The organism is Streptomyces sp. NPDC007025, assembly GCF_042869455.1.
Lineage (GTDB): Bacteria > Actinomycetota > Actinomycetes > Streptomycetales > Streptomycetaceae > Streptomyces.
The window spans coordinates 54,341-78,705 of record NZ_JBIAFT010000017.1; the positions used below are offsets into that span (position 1 = coordinate 54,341).

Annotated in this window: 22 protein-coding genes; 7 read left to right on the forward strand and 15 right to left on the reverse strand. The window is 72.3% G+C overall.

The window, feature by feature from the left end:
- Positions 1–344: 344 nt before the first annotated feature.
- The 5 genes from cysS to ACFYMO_RS28115 form a co-directional block, all read right to left on the reverse strand.
- Positions 345–1,745, reverse strand: a complete 1,401-nt coding sequence (cysS, locus tag ACFYMO_RS28095) for a cysteine--tRNA ligase (RefSeq protein ID WP_388549843.1) — start codon at positions 1,743–1,745, stop codon at positions 345–347.
- 117 nt (positions 1,746–1,862) lie between these two features.
- On the reverse strand, positions 1,863–2,270 hold the full coding sequence (locus ACFYMO_RS28100; RefSeq protein ID WP_019355192.1) for a PPOX class F420-dependent oxidoreductase: 408 nt from the start codon (positions 2,268–2,270) through the stop codon (positions 1,863–1,865).
- A gap of 402 nt (positions 2,271–2,672) precedes the next feature.
- Positions 2,673–3,227, reverse strand: coding sequence for a 2-C-methyl-D-erythritol 2,4-cyclodiphosphate synthase (gene ispF / locus ACFYMO_RS28105; protein ID WP_366771881.1), 555 nt, complete (start codon positions 3,225–3,227; stop codon positions 2,673–2,675).
- The gene (gene ispD, locus ACFYMO_RS28110) at positions 3,217–3,996 is read right to left on the reverse strand and encodes a 2-C-methyl-D-erythritol 4-phosphate cytidylyltransferase (protein WP_366771880.1); all 780 of its coding nucleotides are present in this window, start codon (positions 3,994–3,996) and stop codon (positions 3,217–3,219) included. Before ispD ends, ispF begins: the two co-directional genes overlap by 11 nt.
- 321 nt (positions 3,997–4,317) lie before the next feature.
- Entirely contained in the window at positions 4,318–4,800 is a 483-nt protein-coding gene (locus tag ACFYMO_RS28115; RefSeq protein ID WP_016472332.1) for a CarD family transcriptional regulator, read from the reverse strand.
- A 739-nt stretch (positions 4,801–5,539) separates the two neighbouring features.
- On the opposite strand from ACFYMO_RS28115, the gene ACFYMO_RS28120 reads away from it, so the two are divergent.
- Positions 5,540–6,226, forward strand: a complete 687-nt coding sequence (locus ACFYMO_RS28120; protein ID WP_366771879.1) for a DUF461 domain-containing protein — start codon at positions 5,540–5,542, stop codon at positions 6,224–6,226.
- Between the two features lie 201 nt (positions 6,227–6,427).
- On the opposite strand, the gene ACFYMO_RS28125 is transcribed toward ACFYMO_RS28120, so the two are convergent.
- Positions 6,428–7,111, reverse strand: a complete 684-nt coding sequence (locus ACFYMO_RS28125) for a response regulator transcription factor (protein WP_019355196.1) — start codon at positions 7,109–7,111, stop codon at positions 6,428–6,430.
- Complete coding sequence (locus ACFYMO_RS28130) at positions 7,108–8,409, reverse strand: ATP-binding protein (RefSeq protein ID WP_366771878.1); 1,302 nt, start codon at positions 8,407–8,409, stop codon at positions 7,108–7,110. Before ACFYMO_RS28130 ends, ACFYMO_RS28125 begins: the two co-directional genes overlap by 4 nt.
- A 223-nt stretch (positions 8,410–8,632) precedes the next feature.
- On the opposite strand from ACFYMO_RS28130, the gene phoU reads away from it, so the two are divergent.
- Positions 8,633–9,373: a phosphate signaling complex protein PhoU gene (gene phoU, locus ACFYMO_RS28135; protein ID WP_366771877.1), complete on the forward strand. Its 741-nt coding sequence runs from the start codon at positions 8,633–8,635 to the stop codon at positions 9,371–9,373.
- Positions 9,374–9,788: 415 nt separating this feature from the next.
- Here phoU and ACFYMO_RS28140 read toward each other — a convergent pair whose 3' ends face one another.
- Together ACFYMO_RS28140 and ACFYMO_RS28145 are read right to left on the reverse strand one after the other, a co-directional pair.
- Positions 9,789–11,144 carry a sensor histidine kinase gene (locus tag ACFYMO_RS28140; protein WP_388549851.1) on the reverse strand — a complete coding sequence of 452 codons (1,356 nt, stop codon included), beginning with the start codon at positions 11,142–11,144 and terminating at the stop codon, positions 9,789–9,791.
- Positions 11,145–11,229: 85 nt separating this feature from the next.
- Complete coding sequence (locus ACFYMO_RS28145) at positions 11,230–11,592, reverse strand: cupin domain-containing protein (RefSeq protein WP_366771875.1); 363 nt, start codon at positions 11,590–11,592, stop codon at positions 11,230–11,232.
- A gap of 162 nt (positions 11,593–11,754) precedes the next feature.
- On the opposite strand from ACFYMO_RS28145, the gene ACFYMO_RS28150 reads away from it, so the two are divergent.
- Both ACFYMO_RS28150 and ACFYMO_RS28155 read left to right on the forward strand, forming a co-directional pair.
- Positions 11,755–11,952: a hypothetical protein gene (locus ACFYMO_RS28150; protein WP_366771874.1), complete on the forward strand. Its 198-nt coding sequence runs from the start codon at positions 11,755–11,757 to the stop codon at positions 11,950–11,952.
- Positions 11,953–11,966: 14 nt separating this feature from the next.
- On the forward strand, positions 11,967–12,353 hold the full coding sequence (locus tag ACFYMO_RS28155; protein ID WP_388550022.1) for a type II toxin-antitoxin system death-on-curing family toxin: 387 nt from the start codon (positions 11,967–11,969) through the stop codon (positions 12,351–12,353).
- 134 nt (positions 12,354–12,487) lie between these two features.
- Here ACFYMO_RS28155 and ACFYMO_RS28160 read toward each other — a convergent pair whose 3' ends face one another.
- A complete protein-coding gene (locus ACFYMO_RS28160; RefSeq protein WP_388549856.1) occupies positions 12,488–13,246 on the reverse strand; it encodes a phosphoglyceromutase in 759 nt (252 codons plus the stop codon).
- A gap of 126 nt (positions 13,247–13,372) precedes the next feature.
- On the opposite strand from ACFYMO_RS28160, the gene ACFYMO_RS28165 reads away from it, so the two are divergent.
- Entirely contained in the window at positions 13,373–14,878 is a 1,506-nt protein-coding gene (locus ACFYMO_RS28165) for an MFS transporter (RefSeq protein ID WP_388549859.1), read from the forward strand.
- On the opposite strand, the gene ACFYMO_RS28170 is transcribed toward ACFYMO_RS28165, so the two are convergent.
- From ACFYMO_RS28170 to ACFYMO_RS28180, 3 genes are all read right to left on the reverse strand, one after another.
- Positions 14,840–17,026, reverse strand: a complete 2,187-nt coding sequence (locus ACFYMO_RS28170; RefSeq protein ID WP_388549862.1) for a helix-turn-helix domain-containing protein — start codon at positions 17,024–17,026, stop codon at positions 14,840–14,842. The genes ACFYMO_RS28165 and ACFYMO_RS28170 overlap by 39 nt on opposite strands.
- Before the next feature lie 10 nt (positions 17,027–17,036).
- On the reverse strand, positions 17,037–17,888 hold the full coding sequence (locus ACFYMO_RS28175) for a 3-hydroxybutyrate dehydrogenase (protein ID WP_388549865.1): 852 nt from the start codon (positions 17,886–17,888) through the stop codon (positions 17,037–17,039).
- 250 nt (positions 17,889–18,138) lie between these two features.
- Entirely contained in the window at positions 18,139–19,704 is a 1,566-nt protein-coding gene (locus tag ACFYMO_RS28180) for an oxidoreductase (protein ID WP_388549868.1), read from the reverse strand.
- Positions 19,705–20,636: 932 nt separating this feature from the next.
- Here ACFYMO_RS28180 and ACFYMO_RS28185 point away from each other — a divergent pair.
- On the forward strand, positions 20,637–21,464 hold the full coding sequence (locus ACFYMO_RS28185; protein WP_388549871.1) for a hypothetical protein: 828 nt from the start codon (positions 20,637–20,639) through the stop codon (positions 21,462–21,464).
- Between the two features lie 790 nt (positions 21,465–22,254).
- Here ACFYMO_RS28185 and ACFYMO_RS28190 read toward each other — a convergent pair.
- On the reverse strand, positions 22,255–22,809 hold the full coding sequence (locus tag ACFYMO_RS28190) for a tyrosine-type recombinase/integrase (protein WP_388549873.1): 555 nt from the start codon (positions 22,807–22,809) through the stop codon (positions 22,255–22,257).
- Between the two features lie 152 nt (positions 22,810–22,961).
- On the opposite strand from ACFYMO_RS28190, the gene ACFYMO_RS28195 reads away from it, so the two are divergent.
- Positions 22,962–23,144, forward strand: coding sequence for a hypothetical protein (locus tag ACFYMO_RS28195; protein WP_388549876.1), 183 nt, complete (start codon positions 22,962–22,964; stop codon positions 23,142–23,144).
- A 219-nt stretch (positions 23,145–23,363) separates the two neighbouring features.
- Here the strand turns inward: ACFYMO_RS28195 and ACFYMO_RS28200 are convergent, their stop codons facing one another.
- A complete protein-coding gene (locus ACFYMO_RS28200; RefSeq protein WP_388549878.1) occupies positions 23,364–24,143 on the reverse strand; it encodes a hypothetical protein in 780 nt (259 codons plus the stop codon).
- Positions 24,144–24,365 lie beyond the last annotated feature (222 nt).

Sequence of the window (24,365 nt, forward strand, 5' to 3'; positions counted from 1 at the left end):
TGGGCACCTACCTTGCTGTCCGCGGCCTTCGGGGCCTGTCGTCGACCCGGTCGCGGGTCTGTCCTGGCCCGTCGGGCCTGTCGTCGTTCGTGGAGCGGCCGGCCGTGGGCGGTCGGCCGCAGGGCCGGACGTACGCAGCGCTCGCCGAGCGGTCGGATGTACGTACGGCCTTACCACGGTACCGGTTTCCGCCCCGTGGCCCGCGCCCCGTTCCGGGGAGCGGGCCGGAGGCCCGCCGCGCCTCTTCCGGAGGCGGGCCCCCTTCCGGAGGCGGGCCCCCTTCGGGAAGCCGGGCCTTCCGCCGGGCCCGGAGAGGCAGGCGGCAGGCGCCCCCGGGGCCCGGGTCACTCCCCGGCGAGCTCCCAGCGGGGTCCGGTGGGGGTGTCCTCGACAGCGAGCCCGGCGCGCTTGAGCTCGTCGCGGATGGCGTCCGCGGTCGCGTAGTCCTTCCGGGCCCGCGCCGCCTGCCGCTGCTCCAGCACCAGGCCGACCAGCGAGTCGACCACGGAGTCGAGCCGGGCACCGGCGCCGGAGGCCACGCCGGACCACTCGGCGGCGAGCGGGTCCATGCCCAGCACCCCGAGCATGGCCCGGACCTCGGCGACGGCCGTCGCCACGGCGGTGGTGTCCCCGTCGGCCAGTGCGGCGTTGCCCTGCCGGACCGTGGTGTGGACGACCGCGAGGGCCTGCGGCACGGCGAAGTCGTCGTCCATGGCCGCGGCGAACGCCTCGGGTACCTCGGCAGCGGGCGCCACCTCGCCGACGAGTTCGACCCCGCGCTGCAGGAAGCCTTCGATGCGGCCGAGCGCCGACTCCGCCTCGCGCAGCGACTCGGCGCTGTACTCGATGGTCGAGCGGTAGTGCGGGGTGCCCAGGTAGTAGCGCAGGACGAGGGGGCGCCACTGCTTGACCATCTCGCTGACGAGCACCGAGTTGCCCAGCGACTTGCTCATCTTCTCGCCGCTCATGGTGACCCAGGCATTGTGGGCCCAGTAGCGGGCGAAGTCGTCGCCGAAGGCGCGGGACTGGGCGATCTCGTTCTCGTGGTGCGGGAAGACCAGGTCGACGCCGCCGCCGTGGATGTCGAAGACCCGGCCGAGGTACTTGTGCGCCATCGCGGAGCACTCCAGGTGCCAGCCGGGGCGGCCGGGCCCGAAGGGGGTCTCCCAGCAGGGCTCGCCGGGCTTGGCGGCCTTCCACATGGCGAAGTCGCGCGGGTCGCGTTTGCCGGTCTCGCCCTCGCCCGCGGGCTGGAGCAGATTGTCCAGCTCCTGGTTGGAGAGGGCGAGGTAGTCGCCGAAGGAGCGGACGTCGAAGTAGACGTTGCCGTCGGCGGCGTAGGCGTGCCCGCGGTCGATCAGGACCTGCATCATCTCGACCATCTCGGGGATGTGGCCGGTGGCGCGGGGTTCGTTGGTCGGCGGCAGGCAGCCGAGCGCCTGGTAGGCGGCGTCGAAGGCGCGCTCGTTCTCGTAGCCGATCGCCCACCAGGGGCGGCCCTGCTCGGCGGACTTGGCGATGATCTTGTCGTCGATGTCGGTGACGTTGCGGATGAACGTGACGTCGTAGCCGCGGTGGGCGAACCAGCGGCGCATGATGTCGAAGTTCAGTCCGGAGCGGACATGCCCGATGTGCGGCGGCGCCTGCACGGTGGCACCGCACAGGTAGATCGAGACGCAGCCGGGTTCGAGCGGGCTGAAGTCGCGGATCTGCCGGGCGCTGGTGTCGTACAGGCGAAGAGTCACGATGCCCAGGGTAGTAGCCCACCGGGCCGCGCCGTGCCCGGACCGGAGCGGATGCCCCGGGCCGGACGCCCGGCGTCCGGCCCCGGCCGTCGGGCACGGGCGACCGGGGCGGCCGGCTCAGAGGCGGCCGACGACCTTGTCGACGCCGACCCGGACCACGACCCGCTCGGCGTCCTGGTCGGAGGCCGGGTTGAACTCGGCGTAGCTCTTGCCGACGTACTTGTGGGCCAGCTCGTCGATCAGCTCCTGCCCGCCCTCGGTGGTGAGGGAGGCCGTGCCGCGCAGTTCGGCGTAGGTGTAGGGCGCCTCGGCCGGGTGCACCAGAACGGTCACCCGCGGGTCGCGCCGCATGTTGCGGGTCTTGCGGCGGTCCACGGTGGTGGAGATGAGCAGGTCCTCGCCGTCGCGCTTCACCCACACCGGCGACACCTGGGGGCTGCCGTCGGGCTGGATGGTGGCGACGGCGACGAAGACCTTTCCGTCGAGTACCTTCTTCAGTTCCTCGGAGAGCACCTGCTGGGCCACGGGAACGGCTCCCTTCCTCATTCACGATGCGGGACGCGGGCCTGCCGGGCGCCGCGGGCGCGCCGGGGCCGCGGACGGCCCTGCCTGCCGGGACGGTATCTCACATCCGGCCGGCCACGAGGTGTACGCGTCGGACCCACGTCCCGCTCACCACCGGGCGCGGGCCGCTGGGCTCGGTCTCTCCCCATCCGGCAACCGCCAGGGGACTGCGGGAACACTGTTGGGCTGTGACGGACGGCATCAGGACTCCTCCCGCACCCGACGGGCCGAAGAAAAGACCCGGAGCAGGGTCCGCAAGGGCTCACACCACTGCGGCTGGGGGTCCTAGGGGGCGAAGCCCCCGACAACGGCGCCGCACAAAGGCGAACAACAAATGGGGGCACCCAGCGGGGGGGGAACCACTCAGCCGCGGCGGACGACCAGCGCAGTGGCAACGGCCGCCACCCCTTCGCCGCGACCGGTCAGCCCGAGCCCGTCGGTGGTGGTGCCGGAGAGCGAGACGGGCGCACCGACCGCGTCGGTCAGCGCCCGCACCGCCTCCGCCCGCCGCTTGCCGATCTTCGGCCGGACTCCGATGACCTGGACGGCCACGTTGCCGATGTCGTAGCCGGCCGCGCGTACGATACGCGCCGTCTCGGACAGCAGTGCGGTGCCGGAGGCGCCGGACCATTCGGGTCGGTCGGTGCCGAAGTGGGCGCCGAGGTCGCCGAGCCCGGCGGCGGAGAACAGCGCGTCGCACGCCGCGTGCGCGGCCACGTCGCCGTCGGAGTGCCCGGCGAGGCCGTACCGCTCGCCTTCCCACCGCAGCCCGCCGCACCACAGCTCGCGGCCCTCTTCGAAGGCGTGCACATCGGTGCCGATGCCGACCAGCGGGAGGGCGGGGGCCGGCACTGGTCCGGCGGGGCCCTGGATGTCCTCGGCGTCCTCGGAAGTGTCCTCGGCGTCCTCAGAACGCATCGTGCGCCCTCCTTCTGGCCAGTACGGCCTCCGCGAGTACCAGGTCGAGAGGGCGGGTGACCTTGAACGCCTCCTCGTGGCCGGGTACGACGACCACCTCGACGCCGAGGCGTTCGACCATGCCCGCGTCGTCGGTGGCGCCGTCTCCTTCGGCCGTCAGCCGGGTGTGCGCTTCGGCGAGCACCGTGCGGGCGAAGCCCTGCGGGGTCTGCACGGCTCGCAGCAGGCTGCGGTCGACGGTGCCGGTGACGGGTTCCGGCTCGGCGCCGGGGCGGGGCTCGACCTGTTTGACGGTGTCGGTGACGGGGAGCGCGGGCACGACGGCGGGTGCGCCGGCGCGGACGGCTCGCGCGACGGCGTCCACCGTCTCGTCCGGCACCAGCGGCCGGGCCGCGTCGTGCACCAGCACTGTCTCGACGGTGTCGGGGAGCGCCGCGAGTCCGAGGCGTACGGAGTCCTGGCGGGTTCCGCCGCCGGGTACGACGACGACTCCGGGGAGCCCGTGTTCGTCGAGCAGGGTGCGGACGGCTGGTGCGCCGTCCGGTGGGGCCACCACGACGACCAGGTCGACGGCGCGCGCCCGCGCCGTCGCCCGGACGGCGTGCACGAGCATCGGCGTACCGCCCAGTTCGCGCAGCGCTTTGGGGGTTCCGGGGCCGAGCCGTACGCCCTTGCCCGCCGCGGGGATGACGACGGCTGTGCGGGGTCCGGAGTCATCCGAAGGTTGCTGATCGCCGGAAGGAGCGAAGTCCGTGGAATCGATTGACATCGGTAGCGCGTTCAGGGTTTGTGTCCTCAGCCGGGGTGGGTATGGCCTGGGAGTACCCCCAGGCCAGGGTCGATGCCCTGGGTTGGCGGGAGTGCCGGGCGCAGCCACTCGATCGAGCCCTTTCCGTGACCAGCGGTCGAGTCGGGCGCCCGGGCCCGGCACGCGGCCCGTTCGGCCGCGTGCACGCCTGCGGCGGCACCACCGGGAGGCGGTTCCGGGGGCCGCGGCCGCAGCTGCCCGGATATGCCGCCGAACATGCCGCAGCGCCCGGCGACGACTGATGTCATCCGGGCACCGCGGCATCGTGGGGCAGTTCGAATGTCAGGAAGCGAGAACCTCGTCGAGCAACGCCTCGGCTTTGTCCTCGTTCGTGTTCTCCGCCAGCGCCAGCTCGCTCACCAGGATCTGCCGGGCCTTGGCCAGCATCCGCTTCTCACCGGCGGACAGGCCGCGCTCCCGCTCACGGCGCCACAGGTCACGCACGACCTCCGCCACCTTGATCACGTCGCCGGACGCGAGCTTCTCGAGATTCGCCTTGTAGCGGCGGGACCAGTTGGTCGGCTCCTCGGCGTACGGCGCGCGGAGCACCTCGAAGACCCTGTCCAGCCCGTCCGAACCAACGACGTCGCGCACGCCTACGAACTCCGCATTGTCCGCCGGGACACGAACGGTCAAATCGCCCTGCGCAACCTTCAGAACCAAGTAGGTCTTGTCCACGCCTTTGATCTGGCGAGTTTCGATAGCCTCGATCAGCGCGGCCCCGTGATGGGGATAGACCACGGTGTCGCCAACCTTGAACGTCATGTGTCAGGTACCCCTTCCGTGGCTATCCAGGGTAACACGGCGGCGACGTCTTCTGAATGGCGTTTTCGCAGGTCAGGGCGCATCTCGGGGCTTGACAAGCGGCCCTCTATCGTGCATCGACCAACCAATGCAAGCCGGTATTCGCAGGTGGGAGCGGTTCTGCACACCCGCGGAAACAGTCGCCGGGGACCCGGGGAAGTACACGGCGACACGTCCATAGTGCCCGATTTGTCCGACTGTAGGGAGTAGCATCTTCGCGCCGCCCTTCCCGCTTTCCGGGAATTGATCAATGACCCTGCAAGAGCCCGTTGATCAATTCTTCATCGGGCTCTCGCATTCTGCTGGAATCCCCCGTACGGAGGTCGCCCGCACCGCGGCCGGAGCTATTCGACGGCGCACGGGACTGCCGCGCGCCCCCGCCGCTCCCGGGCCGGGCCGGCACCCGACCCTCCGACCCGGTCCGGCTGCCCCGGTCCGGCTGCCCCGGCACAGAAGGCCGGGCCCGGCCCCGCGGAGCCGGTGCCGGGGTCGGAGCGCCGGGTCCCCGGGCCGGATCCCCGGGCCGGGTCGGAGGGCCGGGTCGGAGGGCCGGGTCGGAGGGCCGGGTCGGAGGGTCGGGTGCGGGGCGTCAGCGGGCTGTCGGTAACCTGAGCGCGCACGCGAAAGCCCCATCCGTACGCGACCGGCACGCGCTCTGGAGCGTGCCGCCGCCATAGCTCGCCAAGGAGTTGCCGCCGCCGTGAGCAGCAGCCTTCGTCGCGGCGCCCTCGCCGCCACCACCCTCGCGCTCGCCGCCGTCTCGCTGACCGCCTGCGGCGCCGGGAACGACGCGCAGACGCTGGAGGTCAAGCCCGACAACGCGGCGACGCACGTCGGGGTCATCAAGGTCCAGAACGCCAACATCGTCACCGACACCAAGGGTTCGGGCGAGGCGACGGTCACGGCGCGGATCTTCAACGACGGTGACCGGGACCAGACCCTCAAGGGCATCCGCGTCGACGGGGCACGCGCCGAACTGAGCCCCGCCAAGGGCGAGAAGAAGCTCGTCGTACCGGCCGGCGGCTCGCTGGCGCTGGGCGGCAAGGGCAACGCCTCCGCGCTGCTCCAGGACGTCGAGGCGGCTGGTGTCAAGGACGGCAACGCGCAGCCGGTCACGTTCGACCTGAGCCGGACCGGCGCGGTCAAGCTGCGGGCGACCGTGCTGCCCGCCAAGCACGCCTTCGAGACGGTCGGCCCGAGCTCCTCGCCGAGCGACAGCGCGCCCCAGCCGGGTTCCTCCGCGTCCCCCGGCCAGGACGGTGCGCAGAGCCCCTCCGACGACGCCTCGACCGGCGCCTCGGCCGACGAGCAGGGCGCGGGCGAGGGCGCGACGTCCCCGAGCAGCTCGCCGGGCACCGAGCAGGGCGGCGCGTCCTCCGGCCACTGAGCGCGGCGGTCGGCGGCCGTCCCTCGGGCGACCGCCCCGCACACACGTACGGCGAGGGGCCGTACCCACCACGGGTGCGGCCCCTCGCCGTACGCAGGTTCCCGGCACCGCCCGGACTCCGCCGGGGCGGGGCCGCCCCCGGAAGCCCCTCGACCGCGACCCGCGAGGGGTGCGGTGGGGCAGGCGGCCGGGCAGGTCGGCTTACGGCTCGAACTTGTAGCCGAGGCCGCGCACCGTCACCAGGTAACGCGGCGCCCCCGGGTCGGGTTCGATCTTGGCGCGGAGGCGCTTGACGTGCACGTCGAGGGTCTTGGTGTCGCCCACGTAGTCCGCGCCCCAGACCCGGTCGATGAGCTGCATCCGGGTGAGCACCCGCCCCGCGTTCCGCAGCAGCATCTCCAGCAGGTCGAACTCCTTGAGCGGCAGGTCGACCTTGCCGCCGCCGACGGTGACCACGTGCCGCTCCACGTCCATCCGGACCGGGCCCGCCTCCAGCGCCGCGGGCGCGACCTCCTGCTCCGGCTCGCCGCGGCGGCGCAGCACGGCGCGCACGCGGGCCACCAGCTCGCGCGAGGAGAACGGTTTGGTGACGTAGTCGTCGGCGCCTATCTCCAGGCCGACCACCTTGTCGATCTCGCTGTCCTTGGCCGTCACCATGATCACGGGAACGTTGGAGCGCCCCCGCAGCTGCCGGCAGACCTCGGTGCCGGGCAGCCCCGGCAGCATCAGGTCGAGCAGCACCAGGTCGGCGCCATTGCGTTCGAACTCATCGAGCCCGTCGGGACCCGTGGCCGCGACCGCGACCTCGAAGCCTTCCTTACGGAGCATGTACGACAGTGCGTCGCTGAACGATTCCTCGTCCTCGACGACGAGCACTCGGGTCACGGGAGGACCTCCGGGGCGGAAAGTTGTTCATCAGCCTGATCGACATACGGCCGCTCCTCGTCCTCGAAGGCGGCCGGTTCCTGCAGTGCGCCCGACAGGCGGTTCCGGCCGAGCCGGTCGGCCTTGTCGAGTGCGGCCTGCTCCCGCGCGCTGCCCGCCTCGGGCAGCCGCAGGGTGAAGGTGGAGCCCTGTCCCTCGGCACTCCACACGGTGACCTCCCCGCCGTGCGAGGCGGCCACGTGCTTGACGATGGACAGGCCCAGTCCGGTGCCTCCGGTGGCCCGGGACCTGGCCGGGTCGACGCGGTAGAAGCGCTCGAAGATGCGTTCCCTGTCGCGTTCGGAGATGCCGATGCCCTGGTCGGTGACGGCGATCTCAATCAGATCGCCGCCCGGGGCCTGGGCGAGGCGGCCCGCGACCTTGACGCGGGTGCGGGCCGGCGAGTAGTTGACGGCGTTCTCCACGAGGTTGCCGAGCGCCGCGGCGAGCTGACCGCGGTTGCCCCACACGTGCAGGCTCTCGGTGCCGCCCGCGAGGAGGGTGATCTGCTTGCTGTCGGCGCTGTGCCGGCTGCGCTCGATGGCCTCGGTCACCAGTTCGTCCACCCGGACGGACTCGGAGTCCTCGAGCGGGTCGTCGTTCTGCACCCGGGAGAGGTCGATGAGCTCCTGGACGAGGTTGGTCAGCCGGGTCGCCTCGTTCTGCATCCGCCCGGCGAAGCGCTGCACCGCCTCCGGGTCGTCGGAGGCGTCCAGCACCGCCTCCGAGAGCAGCGAGAGCGCGCCGACCGGGGTCTTGAGTTCGTGGCTGACGTTGGCGACGAAGTCGCGCCGCACCGCCTCGATCCTGCGGGCCTCCGTCAGGTCCTCCACCAGCAGGAGGACCAGCCGGGAGCCGAGTGGGGCGACCCGTGCGGAGACCGCGAGGGCATCACCCCGTCCCGTGCCGCGCCGGGGCAGATCCAGCTCGACCTGCCGTATCTCGCCGTCCCGTCTGGTGTCCCTGGCCATCTGGAGCATGGGCTCCACGGCGAGCTTGCCGCCGCGCACCAGACCCAGCGCGTAGGCGGCGGAGCTGGCCTTGACGACGGCGTCGCTCTCGTCCAGCACCACGGCCGAGGAGCGGAGCACCGACAGCACGGTGTCGACACCCGGGGGCAGCCCCGGCTCGGTGTGCAGGGAGGTGCGGGTGGGGCGGGCCTGCTCCCGCTCGCTCCACCGGAACGCCAGCATCGCGATCACACCGGTACAGACCCCGGCGATCGCTGCTGCCGCGGCGACAGCCGCATTAACGTCCATACACCCAGGTTATGCGCCTCTCGCGAGAGTGCCCCAGCCCTGGACGGCACCGCCGAAAGAGCTGTCGCCCAGTGTTTACCCGCACGGCGCCTCCGGTTCACCGTGGAGGGCCGCACCGGTCGCATTTCGGGCGCACCGTGGGAGCGTAGGGGCCCGAGCGACCCCGTGAGAGAGGCCGGGGCCGTGTGCCCCGGAAGAACATTCGTACGAGGGAAGGACAGCCATGCGGGACGCGTACCACGAGGAGCTGGACTCGATCGGGGACAGCCTGGTCGAGATGGCCCGGCTCGTCGGCTCCGCGGTCGGGCGCGCCACCACGGCGATGCTGGACGCGGACCTCAAGCTCGCCGAGAGCGTCATCGCCGCCGACGAGAAGGTCGACGACATCCAGCGCGACCTGGAGACCAGGGCGATACAGCTGCTGGCCCGGCAGCAGCCGGTCGCCACCGATCTGCGGATCGTCGTCACCTCGCTGCGGATGAGCGCCGACCTGGAACGTTCGGGTGACCTGGCGCAGCACGTGGCGAAGGTCGCCCGGCTGCGCTTCCCCGAGTCGGCCGTCCCCCAGGACCTCCAGGCGACCCTGCTGGAGATGGGGCAGCTCGCACAGCGGCTGATGGCGAAGGCGGCCGAGGTGATCGTCACCAAGGACGTCGACCTGGCGATGCAGCTCGAGCAGGACGACGACGCCATGGACCTGCTGCACCGCACCCTCTTCCAGCACCTGATGGACGACCGCTGGAAGCACGGCATCGAGACCGCCGTGGACGTCACGCTGCTGGGCCGCTACTACGAGCGGTTCGCCGACCACGCCGTGTCGGTGGCCCGCCGGGTCGTCTACCTGGTGACCGGCGACTACGCGGACGAGATCGACCCGGCGGCCGCCGCGGAGGCCGCCGCGGGTGGCACCGCGGGTGGCGCGGGCGACGCGGGAGAGGAGACCGCGGCGAGCGAGGGCCGGTAGCTCCCGCTCTCCGGCGCGGACCCCGGCAAGCGACGGCCGCCGCCGGGCGGCGTGCACCCGCGCGCCCTTGATGCGCCCGTGCCGCCGCGGCCTGCAATGGGGACGGTCATGTCCTGTCCATGACTGTCCCTGCCGAGGAGGGCACGATGGCTGACTCCACCGAACCGCTCCGGACCACGGCCGACCAGCAGCCGCCGACCGCACCACGGGAAGCCCGGCACCTGCCCCTGCTGGGGGCGTGCGGGTGCGGTGCCGGCTGCGGCTGCGGCTGCCAGTCGGGCGGCCCCTGCCAGTGCGGGGGTTCCTGCGGCTGACCGTCCGCCGTCGCGCACCCGTGCCCCGCGAGGCGCAGGGCGCGGGGCACGCGACGGTCAGCACGCCGAGCACGCCCGGGGCCCTGGCCGGTTCGCGCCGGTCAGGGCCCCGCGTCGTATCCGGGCTCCGGAGGCGGCCACGGCAGCCGGACGGTCAGCGTGAACATGCCGTCCTCGGGGCCGTAGGCGAGGGTGCCGCCCTCGATCTCCAGCCGCTCCCGCAGCCCCGTCAGCCCGGCACCGGCGCCGGGGATCGGGGAGCCGGTGCGCCCCGGGGCGCTGCCGGCCGGCAGCGGGTTGCTGACCCGGACGGTCAGCCCCTGCTCCACTTCACCCGCCACCCGCACCTCCACCGGCCGGCCCGGCGCGTGCTTGCGCGCGTTGGTGAGCCCTTCCTGGACGGCCCGGTAGGCGGTGCGCTGGAGTTGCGGGCGGAGCGGATAGCCGCCCTCGCCGTCGGCCCGCTCGGGCAGTGCCAGCTCCAGCCGTACGGTCTGGCCCGCGGCCCGCGCCTCGTCGACCAGTTCGTCCAGCCGCGTCAGGTCCGGCTGCGGCCGGGCACCGTCGGACGCCCCCGGCGTCCCGGTCGCGTCGACGGGGACGCCGGGGGCGTCGTCCTCCTCGTCCTCGCGCAGCACGTGCAGCACGTCGCGCAGCTCCTCCAGCGCCTGGTGCGCGTTGTCGCGGATGACGGTGGCGCTCTCGGCGATCTCCGCGTCGTCAAGCGCGGGGCCCTCGCCCGCGGCCGTGCGCTGCGTCCGGTAGGCCAGCGCGCCCGCGTGCACGGACAGCAGCGAGACGCGGTGCGCCAGCACGTCGTGCATCTCCCGCGCGATCGCCCGGCGCTCGGCCCGCCGCACGTCCGCCAGCCGCCGCGTATGGTCCGCCTGGGCGCGCACCGCGTCCTCGCGCAGCTTGAGCACGAGCTGGCGCCGGGCCCGGGTCGCACTGCCCCAGGTGAAGAAGAGCAGATAGAAGACGAGGACGAACGCGGCGACCGTCCAGCGCTCCTCGTGCGGCACCCCGTAGAGCAGCACGTAGGGAAGCGTCGCCGCCAGGTGCAGCAGCAGCACCAGCGCCGCCGTGCGGGGCGGGACACGCAGCGCCAGATTGAAGATGATGACGGCGAGCGCGCCGACGACGGTGTCGGTCAGCGCCGCGGCGGGCACCGCCGCCAGCGCCACGCCCAGCGGCCACCGGCGCCGCAGCCACAGCGACAGGCAGGCCAGCGCACCCAACGGCGGGTCGATCGCCACCAGCCAGCCGGGCAGGTACTCCTTGGCCTCGGCCTGCTGGAAGAGCAGCGCCCAGCACAGCACCGCCCAGCCGAACAGCAGGACGTCGACGACCCAGTCGCGGGCACTGCGCCGCACCCGCCGCTGGTCCGGCGGGCCGCCCGCGGTCAGTTCGCCGGGCAGCAGCCGCTGCGTCAGCACCGGAACGGGGTGGCTCGTCATGTTATGAGCGTATGCGGGAAACGGCCGGACGCCCGCGCCCGCCGGACCGGGGCCGACCGGGCGCCTTCGGGCATCGGGGCGCGGGTCAGCGCTTTGCGTACCCCGAGAAGCCCTGCCAGTCGACGAGGACGCAGGGTTCTGGACCGACGACCCAGGCGTCGTGCCCGGGCGGGCAGTCCAGGGCGTCACCGGGCCCGATCTCGACCTCTTCGCCGTCGTCCATCACGATCTTCATCCGCCCCGAGACGATGTACCCGGCGTGCGCCGCCTGGCAGCTCTCCGTCCCGGCGATCGGCTTGACGTGCTTGGACCACTGCCAGCCCGGCTGGAACGTCCCCCGGCCCACCTCTCCCCCGGCCAGGTTGACGACCTCCAGCTGCCCCGTACCACCCTCGAAGGGCCGGACCTCGTCCGGCGCGTCGAAGCTCTTGCGAACAAGTCCCGCCATAGCGCACCTCCCGCATCGACCATTCCCCGCCCCCATCGTCCGGGGCCCGAAGCGTGGTCGCATCCGGGAGGCCGGGACACGGCCTGCATGCCGTCTCTGGCGTCAGAGTGCCCTGGTAATCTGGTACCGGGATGGGTACCAAAGGCGGAGGGAGGAGGCATCATGCCCGCACTGAACGTGACGTTCAGCGAAGAAGAGATGGCTCAAGTCCGCGAGGCTGCGGCCCAGGAGGGCACCAGCATGAAGTCCCTCGCACACGACACCGTTCTCGCCGAACTGCGTCGCCGGAAGGTACGTGCCGCCGCTCTGCGGACGGCCAGGATCTCCGCTGGTCTCAATAAGCGGCTGGCCACCAAGTAGCTCGGAGCCCTCTCATCACCGAGTACCTCGACGAAGAGGATGTCCTCTCCATCGCCGAAATCACGCTCGGTGGTCGACCGGGGATTCGGGAGTGGGGGCTGCTGTCCTCTGCCGTGCAGCGGCCCCGCTCCAGCGCCTTCGGCCAGGATGCGTACCCGGACGTGTTCGAGAAGGCTGCCGCCCTTCTCCATTCCGTCGCCGGCAACCACAGTCTGATCGACGGCAACAAGCGCACCGGCTGGGCGACGGCCATCGTCTTCCTGGACCTCAACGGGTACGAGCTTGTCGAGCCGCTGGACGAGGACAGGGCAGAAGCCTTCGTCCTCGCAGTCGCTCAGAGCAAGCTCGAGGTTGGTGAAATCGCCGATACCTTGTCGGCGTTTGTGCGCCTTCGCAGCTGAGGCTCTGGCGTCGGCGCAGTCGGTGTCCACATCGGTGGTCCACAACTGAGGCGGCCCACAAACGGCCCGCCTCCAGAGCGAAGCCCCCTGCTCGCGGGAAGACCGCAGGCAGGGGGCTTACTCGTGCTCTGGTGTTACTTCTTGCCCTGGTTCTTCACCGCTTCGATGGCGGCCTTGGCGGCCTCCGGGTCGAGGTAGGTGCCGCCCTTGGCGACCGGTGCGAAGTCGGCGTCCAGGTCGTAGACGAGCGGGATGCCGGTGGGGATGTTGAGGCCGGCGATGTCCTCGTCGGAGATCCCGTCCAGGTGCTTGACCAGGGCGCGCAGCGAGTTGCCGTGCGCGGCGACCAGGACGGTGTGGCCGTCGATCAGGTCCGGGATGATGCCGTCGAACCAGTACGGCAGCATCCGCTCGACGACGTCCTTGAGGCACTCGGTGCGCGGCCGCAGCTCGCTGGGCAGCGCCGCGTAGCGCGGGTCGCCGCTCTGCGAGAACTCGGCACCGTCCTCCAGGACCGGCGGCGGGGTGTCGTAGGAGCGGCGCCAGAGCATGAACTGCTCCTCGCCGAACTCGTCGCGGACCTGGGCCTTGTCCTTGCCCTGGAGCGCACCGTAGTGGCGCTCGTTCAGCCGCCAGGAGCGGCGTACCGGGATCCACAGGCGGTCGGCGGACTCCAGCGCGAGCTGCGCGGTGCGGATGGCGCGCTTCTGCACGGAGGTGTGCAGCACATCGGGGAGCAGGCCGGCGTCCTTGAGCAGCTCGCCGCCGCGGACCGCCTCCTTCTCACCCTTGTCCGTGAGGTTGACGTCCACCCACCCGGTGAACAGGTTCTTGGCGTTCCACTCGCTCTCGCCATGGCGGAGCAGGATCAGCTTGTACGGTGCGTCGGCCATACCGGAGAGCCTACGCGCCCCCCGGGAGCCCGGGAGCGAGGTGGGGTCCCGTCGGACAGCGGGGCGGCGAAGTGTGGGGTGCGGCCACATGGGGGCCGGGGGCGGGGTTACCTAGCGTGCGGCGGCATGGTCTCCGCTTCCTCGTCCCCACATGACTCCGGTTCCGCCGGGTCTCCCAAGTCCTCCGAGTCCTCCCAGGCTCCCGAGTCCGCGCCGGGCGGCGGGCGGTCGCTGCGCCGGATCGTCGCGGCCAGCCTGGTCGGTACCACCATCGAGTGGTACGACTTCTTCCTCTACGGCTCGGCCGCCGCGCTGGTCTTCAACAAGCTCTTCTTCCCGGACTCCGATCCGTTGGTCGGCACGCTGCTGGCGTTTCTGACCTACGCGGTCGGCTTCGCGGCCCGCCCGGTGGGCGCGCTGGTCTTCGGCCACTACGGCGACCGCGTCGGCCGGAAGAAACTGCTGGTCATCAGCTTGCTGATGATGGGCGGCGCCACGTTCGCCATCGGGCTGCTGCCCACCCACGCGACGGTGGGCGCGTTCGCTCCCGTCCTGCTGACGACGCTGCGGCTGGTGCAGGGCTTCGCGCTGGGCGGCGAGTGGGGCGGCGCGGTGCTGCTGGTCTCCGAGCACGGGGATCCGCGGCGGCGCGGCTTCTGGGCCTCCTGGCCGCAGACCGGAGCGCCGGCCGGTCAGCTGCTGGCCACGGGCGTGCTGGCGGCGCTGACGGCGCTGCTGTCCGACGGCGCGTTCGAGAGCTGGGGCTGGCGGATACCGTTCCTGCTCTCCGGGCTGCTGGTGGTGGTCGGCCTGTGGGTGCGGCTGGCCGTGGACGAGTCGCCCGTCTTCCGGGAGGCTCGCGCCCGTGCGGAGGCCCGCAAGGAGCGGGACCGCGCGGCGGGCGCGACGGCGGCGGAGGAGATGCCGGTGCTGGCCGTGCTGCGGCATCACTGGCGGGACGTGCTGGTCGCGATGGGCGCCCGGATGGCGGAGAACATCAGCTTCTACGTCCTGACCGCGTTCCTGCTGGTCTACCTGACCGATCACCTGGACCTGTCCAAGCAGACCGGACTGAACGCGGTGCTGATCGCCTCCGCCGTCCACTTCACCGTCATCCCGCTGTGGGGCGCCCTCTCCGACCGGGTCGGGCGGCGCCCTGTCTACATCCTGGGCGCTGCCGGCGTCGGAGTGTGGATCTTCCCGTTCTTCGCCCTGCTGGACACCGGCAGCTTCGGGCTGATCGTGCTGGCGGTGACGGTCGGGCTGGTGCTGCACGGTGCGATGTACGCGCCGCAGGCGGCGTTCTTCTCCGAGCTGTTCGCCACCCGGATGCGGTATTCGGGCGCCTCGATCGGCGCGCAGTTCTCGTCGGTGGCGGCCGGTGCTCCGGCTCCGATGATCGCGACGGCGCTGCTGGCGGAGTTCGACGGTTCGGCGCTGGTGTCGGTGTATGTGATCGCCGCCGCGCTGCTCACTGTCGTGGCGCTGGCCTGCGCGAAGGAGACCCGGGACCGGGACCTGGCGACCGTGGGGGAGCCGGACGCGGCGGCGGCCGGGGCCGCTGGGGCGACGCCCGCCCCGGACTCCCCCGGCTCAGCCGCCGAGGGCGCCCGTCAGCCGGTGGAGCCGTAGGGCGAGCTGGATCTCCAGCGCGCGGTGCGGCGCCTGCCAGTCGTCGCCCAGCAGCCGGCCGACCCGCTCCAGCCGCTGGGCGACGGTGTTGACATGCACGTGCAGGACGTCCTTGGCGCGCACCGGGCTGGCGCCGCTCTCGAAGTACGCGTCGAGGGTGGCCACCAGTTCGGTGCCGCGCCGCCGGTCGTAGTCGAGCGCGGGGCCGAGGACGCGGCGGACGAATCCGGTGACGTCCCGCGTATCGGCCAGCAGCAGTCCGAGGAAGCCCAGGTCCTCGGCCGCGGCGCCGTCGCCGCGGCGGCCGAGCAGGCTGAGCACGTCCAGGCAGCGCCGGGCCTCCGGATAGGCGGCGGCGACGGAACCGGGCCGGGTGGCCGGGGACGGTACGGGCACGGAGGCGCCGACGGTGACCGGGCAGCCCACAGCGCGGCCCAACTCGGCGGCGGTCCGGCGCGCCGTACGGGAGACGGCATCGGCCGAGTCGGGGCCGGTGTCACCGGAGTCGGGGGCGCCCCGGTCGGTGGCTTCGAGGGGCAGCAGCAGGACCAGTCCGCCGTCCCGGGTCGCGGCCAGTCCGCGGCGGGTGGCGGCCAGATGCGCGGCCGCGGACCACAGGCGCTGCCGTTCCGCCTCGTCGGGCGCCTGCCCGGCGTCGTGCGGCGGCGCCCCGGCGGCAGAGGCGTGCGCCGCGTCCCCAGGCGGGCCGCCGGAAGGCGTCCCGGCGTCGGACGGCGCCCCGGCGTCGGGCGCCCGGTCGAGGCGGGCTGCCAGCACGGTGTGCGGTACGTCCAGGTCGGCGCCGACCCGCGCGGCGCGGTCGCGCAGCAGGTGCGGATCGCGGTGCGCGGCGTCCAGCAGGTCGTCCAGCAGTTCGCCCCGGACCCGCTGTTCGGCCTCGCCCGCCGAGCGGCGGGCGAGTTGCAGCAGCGAGGTGACCATCGCGGCGCGCTCCAGGGTGCGCTGGTCCACCGGGTCGAGGTCCGGGTGCCCGTGCAGCAGCAGCGCGCCCAGCAGTTCGCCGCCCGCGGAGACGGCGGACACCCAGCTGCCGCCCTCGCGCACGGCGTGCCCGTCGCGGCGGGAGCGCTCGACCGCGGCCGGTACGCCGTCGGAGGGCACGGGAGCGGGGGGTGCCCCTTCCGGCGGCACGCCCCCGGAGGCCACGCCCCCGGGCGCCACGCCGCCCGCCTGCGCCGGTACGTCGCCGAACCGTACGCTGTCGCGGAACTCCACCCGGCCGCCCAGCACCTCGGCCAGCGCGCGGGTCACGTCGTCCACCCCGCCGCCGCGCAGCACCAGCTCCGTCAGCCGGTCGTGGATGTCGGAGGCGCGGCGGATGGTCTCGTTGACGGCACGCAGCCCGGCCAGCGCCTGGGTCGTCTCGGTGAGCAGGCGGGTGCTGTCGATCGCGACGGCGGCGTGCGCCGCGAACGAGCGCAGCAGCGCGATCTGCTCCGGTTCGAAGACCCGCTCGCGCCGGTCGGCCGCGTACAGCACGCCGATGACCTCCCGGCCGCCGAGCAGCAGCGGCACTCCGAGGATGGCGACCAGCCCTTCCTCACCGACGCCCCGGTCGATGGGGAGGGTGTGCTGGAAGCGGGCGTCCCGCGGGTAGTCCTGGGTCGCGTAGGGGCGCGCGGTCTGCGCCACGAGCCCGCCCAGCCCCTCACCCATGCCGAGCCGCAACTGCTGGAAGCGGGCCGAGACCGAACCCTCGGTGACCCGCATGTAGGTGTCGCCCCGCTCGGGATCATTGAGGGTCATATAGGCGACCTCGGTGCCCAGCAGCCGGCGGGCGCGCTGGACGATGGCCTGGAGCACGTCGTCGAGGTCGCGGAGTCCGGCGAGGTCGTGCACCGTCTCGAACAGCGCCGTCAGCTCCGCCTCGCGGCGCCGTCTGCCCTCCAGCTCGGCGTGGATGCGCAGGGCGAGCTGCTTGCCCTGTTCGGCGGCGGGCACGCCCCCCTCGGCTGCGGTGTGTGCCGCCGGGTCCTCGTACGCCTCGGCCGGGGCGCCCCGGGCCAGCAGCTCCAGATAGCCGAGGCAGGCGGCGGGTGCGGCGTCGCCCGGCGGTTCGTGGCCCGCGGCGCTCTCGTGGCGTGCGGAGCTGTGGCCGTCGGGACCGTGGTCGGTGGTGCTGTGCATGGGCACAGGGTCAGTGAGCGGTCCAGGCGCCGTCGAGGGGCAGGGAGGAACCCGTGAGGAATCCGGCGGCGGGAGTGCACAGATAGGCGACCGCCTCGACCACCTCGGACGGCTCCAGCAGCCGCTTCAGCGCCGAGTCCGCGAGCAGGACCTCGGCCACCACCCGCTCCTCCGGGATGCCGTGCGCCTCGGCCTGGTCCGCGATCTGCCGCTCCACCAACGGGGTACGCACATACGCCGGGTTGACACAGTTGGCGGTCACACCGTGGGCCGCCGCCTCCAGGGCCGTCGTCTTGGAGAGTCCCTCCAGACCGTGCTTGGCCGCCACGTACGCCGATTTGTAGGCGGAGGCCCGCAGCCCGTGCACGGACGAGATGTGCACGATCCGCCCCCATCCCTGCGCGTACATCCCGGGCAGCGCGCCCCGGGTGGTGCGGAACGGCGCCTCCAGCATGAGGGTGAGCATCCGGCGGAACGCCTCGGGCGGGAACTCCTCGATCGGCCGCACGAGCTGCGTACCGGCCGCGTTGACGAGCACGTCGGCGCCGTCCGCGGCACCCTCCACCGCGTCCAGCCCGTCGGCGTCCGTCAGGTCGAGGGGGTGGCTCTCCACGGGCGCCGCACCGGCAGGCCCCCCGGCGGCCGCGGCGACCTCGGCCGCCAGCGACGCGAGCCCCTCCGGGTCCAGGTCCACCGCGCGCAGCCGGGCCCCCGCCGCCGCGAGCCGCAGTGCGCAGGCCCGTCCGATGCCGCTCGCCGCGCCGGTGACCAGTGCCGTCCGGCCGGTCAGGTCCAGGTGGACGGAGCGGGTCGGTACGGGCGACTGCTGCTGCGGAGGCACGGACTCGGGCTCAGGCGTCATGGCCGCAGCCTAGGAGCGCCCCGCGGGCCCCCGGATGTGGCGCACCTCCGCAGTTCGTGCGGGCTGTATGTGCCTGAGCCACATGGGGGGTCCGATGGCGGCACCTGGTTTCCGACGCCGGGCGCCCCGGACCGGCGGACCCCGGACCCGCGGCTCCCCCACCGGCGGGCCCGGCCCGGATCCGGGGACCGCTCAGCGGCTCCGGAGCACCGCCCGCACCGCCCCCACCGCCCCCACCGCCCGACCGGATTCAGTTCCGGCGCAGGACGACGGCCGCCGCTCCCGCCGTCACGATCGTGGCGAGCAGCCAGCCCAGCACGACCAGCGCCAGGGCTGCCCACTGGGAGAGCCCGGCGGGGCGCCAGGCCGTCTCCTGCCCGAGGTCCAGCACCGGCAGCAGGAGATCGAGGGTGTAGATGGCAGGAACCCAGTGCGGCCCCTCACCGGGCGTGTTCGCAGCCGGCGGGTTGCGGGCGAACCACACCGTCCCTGCGGACAGCAGCAGGCCGAGCCACAGGACCGCGCGTCCGGGCCGGTATCCGTAGCCGAGTACGGCGTCCTGGACATGTTCCCAGGCCCTGAACGGCAGCGGGAGCGTCCGCCGTCTCCGCCGGAGCTTGGTGAGCAGGACGGTGTGCGCGTCCGCGTCCTCGCCTCCGGCCTGGAGGCAGGCGGCGAGACGGTCGTAGGGCTCGGGAGCGAACTCCGGGGTCGCCGCCCGCACCCACGCGAGCCGACGGGCCAGCGGGAAGGGGGCCCCCGGCGCGAGCTGTTCGTAGGTGAAGCCGCGCAGTACCAGTCGGCCGTCGCTCGGCCAGCTGTCCGGACGGTCGACCAGCCGGCGCACGGAGGCGTCCTGGAGGACCACGCGGCCGCGCTCCGGTGCCCGGGGCGTGAATCGCAGCTCCGCCGCCTGCACGGAGCGCAACGAGAACTCCTGGTCCGCTGCCAGTTCCAGGTCGGCGTCCTGGAAGTCCAACGCGCCCCCGAACGTCGAGCCGTCCAGTTGGACACCGCCGTGGAGGCGGGCGACCCGCGGCCGGCCGTCCGGCGCGGACGGAGAGCCGCCCCCCGGACGGCGCGGAGCGGGGGCCAGCACAAAGTCCTCCTCGACGGTGAGCCGGGGCGCGGTGAGCACCGGCCCGCCGTCAGAATGCCGCAGCAGGCATCCGCGCAGGCTCACCGCGCCCCCCACCCGCGCGGCCCGGAGGGTCAGCTCACCTGTGGCCCGCAGCAGGTCGGCCGCCACGTCCCGGGTGACGTTCAGCCCGTCGGCGTCCAGCGCCCGGCCTCTCCCGACGCTGCCCAACCGCACCTCCTCCAGGGCGAGATCCGCGCCGATGCGGGCCTGCGCCAGCAGCAGACCGTGCACAAGTTCACTCCCGGTCAGCCGCAGATCGCCGGTGACGGCCAGCCGCTCCGCTTCCAGGCGCGGTATCCGGCACCGGTGCAGAATGACCGTGCCCGCTCGGCAGTCGACCAGCCGTAACGGCTCCTCCAACCGGCAGTGCCGCAGTTCGAAGGGGACGGTGATCTCCGAGTTCGACAGGTCGAGCGGCCCGGTGAGGCGGCAGCCCGCCAGCTTCAGCGCGGGCGCCCTGCCGGGCACCGGAGGCGGCCCGCCGAGGAGCAGCAGCGAGATCACCCGGGCCCGGACGGTGCGTTCGGGCCCCCAGGGGATGTCGCCGTGCGCGTCGTCCCGGGCCGGGTCCCCGACCCGCAGGTCGTACGCGTTGCCGTTCCGGTACGCGTGCCACAGTCCGGTCTCCGCTGCTGTCAGTCCCTCCGGCGGTTCACCGCTCTCCTGGTCGGCCACTGCGTCGCCCTCCCCCTCCGGCACCGCGCGGTCTCGACGCGACCGCGCCTTCCCGAACAGCAGATGCCCAACCCGGAGGGCGCCAATCGCCCCCGTGTCCGGGAGCCGGCCGTCGGGACCATCCGCCCCCAGGAGCCGCCCGCCGTCCGCCGCCCCGAGCCTCCGGCCGTCCGCCGCCCCGGGCCGCCGATTGACGGCAGCTGCGCTGCCGGGACTGCAAGCGACGCGGGGCAGACAGGCCGCGCAGGTCCCGGGGCCTGGCGCTCGTCGTCGGCCGGGCCCTGAGCCCGGGCGCCCTCTCCTGGGGGAGGGCGCCCGGGACTCCGATCCGCTGCGCAGCCTCGATTGCGGCCCCGGCACAGCCGCTCGCACAAATACACCACCAACACACAACAAGAGACCCGACAGGAGGCGCACCATGGCTGAGCCGCGCATGGGCGACGAGGTACACGACACGCTCGCCGACCGGGTGGGCACCGTCACGGACGTGATGTCTGACGGGACGTACGTACTGCATGTCGGAAACTTCGAATGGAAGGCACAGGATCCCGCCCGTCTCGTTGTCACGAAAACTGCTGGCCGCCCCTCGCGGCCAGCAACGTAAGCGGCCGTTCGTCCCGTGCCTCCCCTGTCGCGGGGCGGACGGCAACCGTCGGCCGAGCACACTCCTGTCCTACACGGCCGAACGGCAGAGCCCCCCAGAAGAAAATCTTCTGGGGGCTCCTTCATGTCTCCGTGAGAGGCGGTGAAAGACCTCTGGCTGAGCGCGGTGGTACCAGAGGGCTTCGCCGCCCCCTGGACCCCGCTTCCCCCGGTACCCGACGGCGCGAGACCGTATCGTCGGGGCTCAGCCCGGTGCGCGCCGCCAAGCACCGGGGCCTGCCTTCCTGCCGAGGGGACGCGACATCCCCCGCATCGGGCACAGGGGCGAGGTGCTGGGCGAGGACTACCACGGCGGTGCACCCAACTGGCAGACAGTCGGCTGGTGCACGAGCCGCGGCGACGCCCGCCAGATTGCCCGCGCGTACACCGCGCACGACGGCCACTACGCCCGCGCCGACGTCGTGGAGCACGGCACCGATTTCGGCGTCATCTCCATGACCACGGACACCTACCTCCCGGCCCCGGGCGCTTCCGAGCGGCCCCGGCCCGTGGCCTCGTCCCCTCCGCGCCCGGCCTCGCCGGACCGGTCCAAGATCCCCGAACCCGCCTGGCACTCGGGAGCCAAGCATCCGCCGGACTCATCGCTGATCGTCTGGACGGGCACCGGCTGGCGCACGCTGGTGCACACCGACTGGCAGTCCGCGAACATCGCGGCCGTACTCGGCATCGGGGCCGACGGCCCGTACGAGTGGGCGGAATCCTGGGGGCCGCGCCACCCGGACCGGGACCTGCACGACTGGACCCAGGAGGGCCGCGAACTCGTAGGCCAGTTCCCGGAGCCCACCTGGCAGGAGCAAACCGGGGCCATCGACGCCCGGTGCCGGGACGGAGAGAGCGCCCTGGTGGAGGCGCTCGCCCACCGGGGTGGTCTCACCCGAGAGCAGTCCGTCGCCCGGCTCACCGAAGGTGGCGAGGAGTACCGGGAAGTCCTGGCCGTCGGGCAAGCCGCCATCTGCCGGGCCCTGCACACCGCTCGCCGCGCCCTGCCCGAGGGGCCGGAGCGTACCGCGCTCCGTCATGCCCTGGACGACCTGATGGACCGGCACCTGCTGCCACCAGATGCCGCACGCCTCGCGGGCGAGCAGCTCGACAGCTAGATCGAGCGCACCCGATCCCCCGAAACCACCGCGTGGTGCCGCCGGGCCGTCGCCGAGTACATCGCGCCGTCCTTCGACACAACTGCCCTGGGCGGGCGCTGAGAGAGCACCAGCTCCGCGTACCACTGACCTGGCCGTACGCAGGGAAGGCGAACGATGAATGGATGCCGATCCACGCGGATCGGAATTACCGGCCGGTCAGACAACAGGGGGGTTTTGATCTGCGTGGATCGGCATTTCCTCTAACTCCTGGGAACGCGGTATTGTGACCGGGCCCTGTCGGACGTGCGCAGAGGGGGTGATTATTTATGCGCAGGTACTGGTGGAGTCTGCTGGTACCCGAGCCGATGGGTCCGAATGAGAACAGGGTCGTGATAGTGGCGACAGCCACCTACCTGTGGGCCATGGCGGCCTACTGGACGGTCAGGACGGCGCAGGAAGTGGTCGAACTGTTCTCATAGAAAGGGCGGCCCACCTCGGCCAGGAGGTGGACCGCCGACGGATCCATCGTGGCGAGTGGCCCCGTTCCCGCCAGGGAGCGGGGCCACAGTGGGTGGATCCCAGCACGGATGCTGTACCCGCACCTTAGCATCAAAATGCACAAAGAAAATCCCATGCGCAACGCTGAACGGAATCACCATTCCCAAGAACATGCGGCACACAAAATACCGAGTCACGAGTTCTTGGATGAGATCGGAAGAATGAACCGTCATCGCGCAGGACGAAGTTGCGAAGATGCAAACCCCATGAAGGACGAGGGTCGGGATCGCACCCTGCGCATGGCCCGGCGCTACAGCACCCCGTTCATGGCGTTGTTCTCCCAGCCGTCGTCGATCTCGAAGTAGGACTCCAGCGCGGTGCTGTTGTCACTCCAGCCACCCTGTTTGGCGATGACCTTGCGGTCGTTTCCGGCGCGGTGGGAGCTGGTGGCCGCCTCGCGCCGGGGCGAGTGCCCGGTGGGCCGGTATGGCAGCTTGGCCCGGGCGCCGAGGCGGGTGATGACGTCGCCGATGGCCTCGGGGGACAGGCCACCGTCCAGAACGGTGTGCCAGCGCGGGTGGAGCGGCTTGAAGAGGAAGTCATCCGGATCGTCCCACCCCCGGATCTCCCTCCATGCCTTCAGGTTGCGCACCGGGCAGGTGGACAGGCGGCTCCCGTACTTCAACACGACGAGACGGGGCTTGACCTTGGAAACGCGCACGTCGACCACCAGACCCTGCGGGTGGTCGGTGATGTGGCGCTGGCGCAGTGCGGCGACTTCGTGCTCGCGGCCGGTGATGCCGAAGTGCACGCTGGCGATGGCGCAGTCACGGATGCCCAGCCGGGTGTCGGGAGCAGCGTGCATGCACCTGTCCAAGTCCTCGATCACCAGAGCGGCGGCGGGTCCACGGCCGCGGGTCTCCTCGCTTTTCTCTAGCTCGCGCTTCTTGGCTTTCAGGACGCGGCGCGCGGGCGGCGACGGTATTGTCGAGCTTGAGCCGGTACTCATCGCGGCCGGTGACCACCACGCCGGACAGACGGCGGTCGATGGTGGTGGGCGCCATGCAGGTCCCCTTGCGCCATCCGGGCTGGACCCACAGCCACTCCACGAATGCGGTGAGGCTGCCGGGGGTGATGGCGGTGACCGGCAGGCCCAGCAACGAGCAGAACCGCTGCCAGTCCTTCCAGTCGGAGCCGTAACCGTTGACGGTGTTCTCCGGGCCGCAAGTCCTGATCGTGCCGGACGGAGCGGTCTTCCAGCTCCTGCAGTCTGGCCAGTACCTCGGGGGTGTAGTCCTCGGCCGGGGCCGACCCGGGTTCGCTGTGGGGTTTCATGTGGTCTTCCTCTTCTCGTCGGCGGCCGTACTGCGCTGCTCGCAGACCGACATGGGCCGGATCTTCCACCAATACACGGCTGCTTCACCCCTGCTGCTGGAGCTGGCGGGCGATCACGTCGGCGTAGTCGCGATTGTTGGTCGCGTAGCCACGGTGCCGCTCGGCATCGGCGTGGTGTTCGTCGGCCAGTTCCGGCTCCAGGGGGACGAGCTGGTCGTAGAGGCGGGCGACCTTCTCGTCGTTGTCGACGGTGGCGAGCAGGTTTGCCTCCAGACCGGCCAGGTCGTCGGTCTGGCGCAGCCGGTTGTACTCCTCGGACATGATCTTGCCCTGCTCGCGGAGCGCGTCGAGGCTCTGCCGGAGGCTCCCGGCGCGCTCGCGGCGGGCGCGGTCCAGTCGCTGGGAGCCGGGGATGCGCACGGCATCCAGCCCGGAGGTGACCGCCTTCTCCTGTCCGCCGGGGCACAGTTCGGTGTACCACTGGTCGTAGAGGGCCGCTTTGTCGAGAGCGCCCGCCGGGTCGGTGGTGCAGGTGCGGCCGTTGGCGGCCCAGGCCGCCACGGCGCCTGCCCACTTCTTGTGGGCGCTCTGCCGGGACATCCCCGCGACGCGGCCGAGGACGTCGTAGGAGGTGCCGCGCTCCCGCTCGGCGACGACCGCCGCGGCGACGAGATCCGCGGCGTCCTTCTCGGCCCGGAGGGCGGCGGCCAGCAGGGCGCCGGGCTCGGCGTCGGGGTCGACCGGCACCCGGTCCAGAAGGTCGCGGGCGAGGCGGATGAGGGAGCCCGCATGGGCGATGCGGGCTTCGTCGCAGGGAGAGAGGGGGCCGGTGTCGGCGGCCGGGGCGTCGGTGTTGTCCATCATGGCGTCACCCTAGAGCTGACATCTGACAGGTGTCAGCGATCGGCTGACAAATACGATGTGTCAGCCAGCATTTGACGTGAAGTCGCCGTCAGTCCGGAGCTGACGCTCATGCGTCTTGTACGGTTACCGCATGATGAGCGCAGAGGGTCCGGGAAGTCAGTTTTTCCGTAGCACCTTTTGTAGCGTCTTCATCCCGGATATGTGAGGTTATCCGGAGCGAAC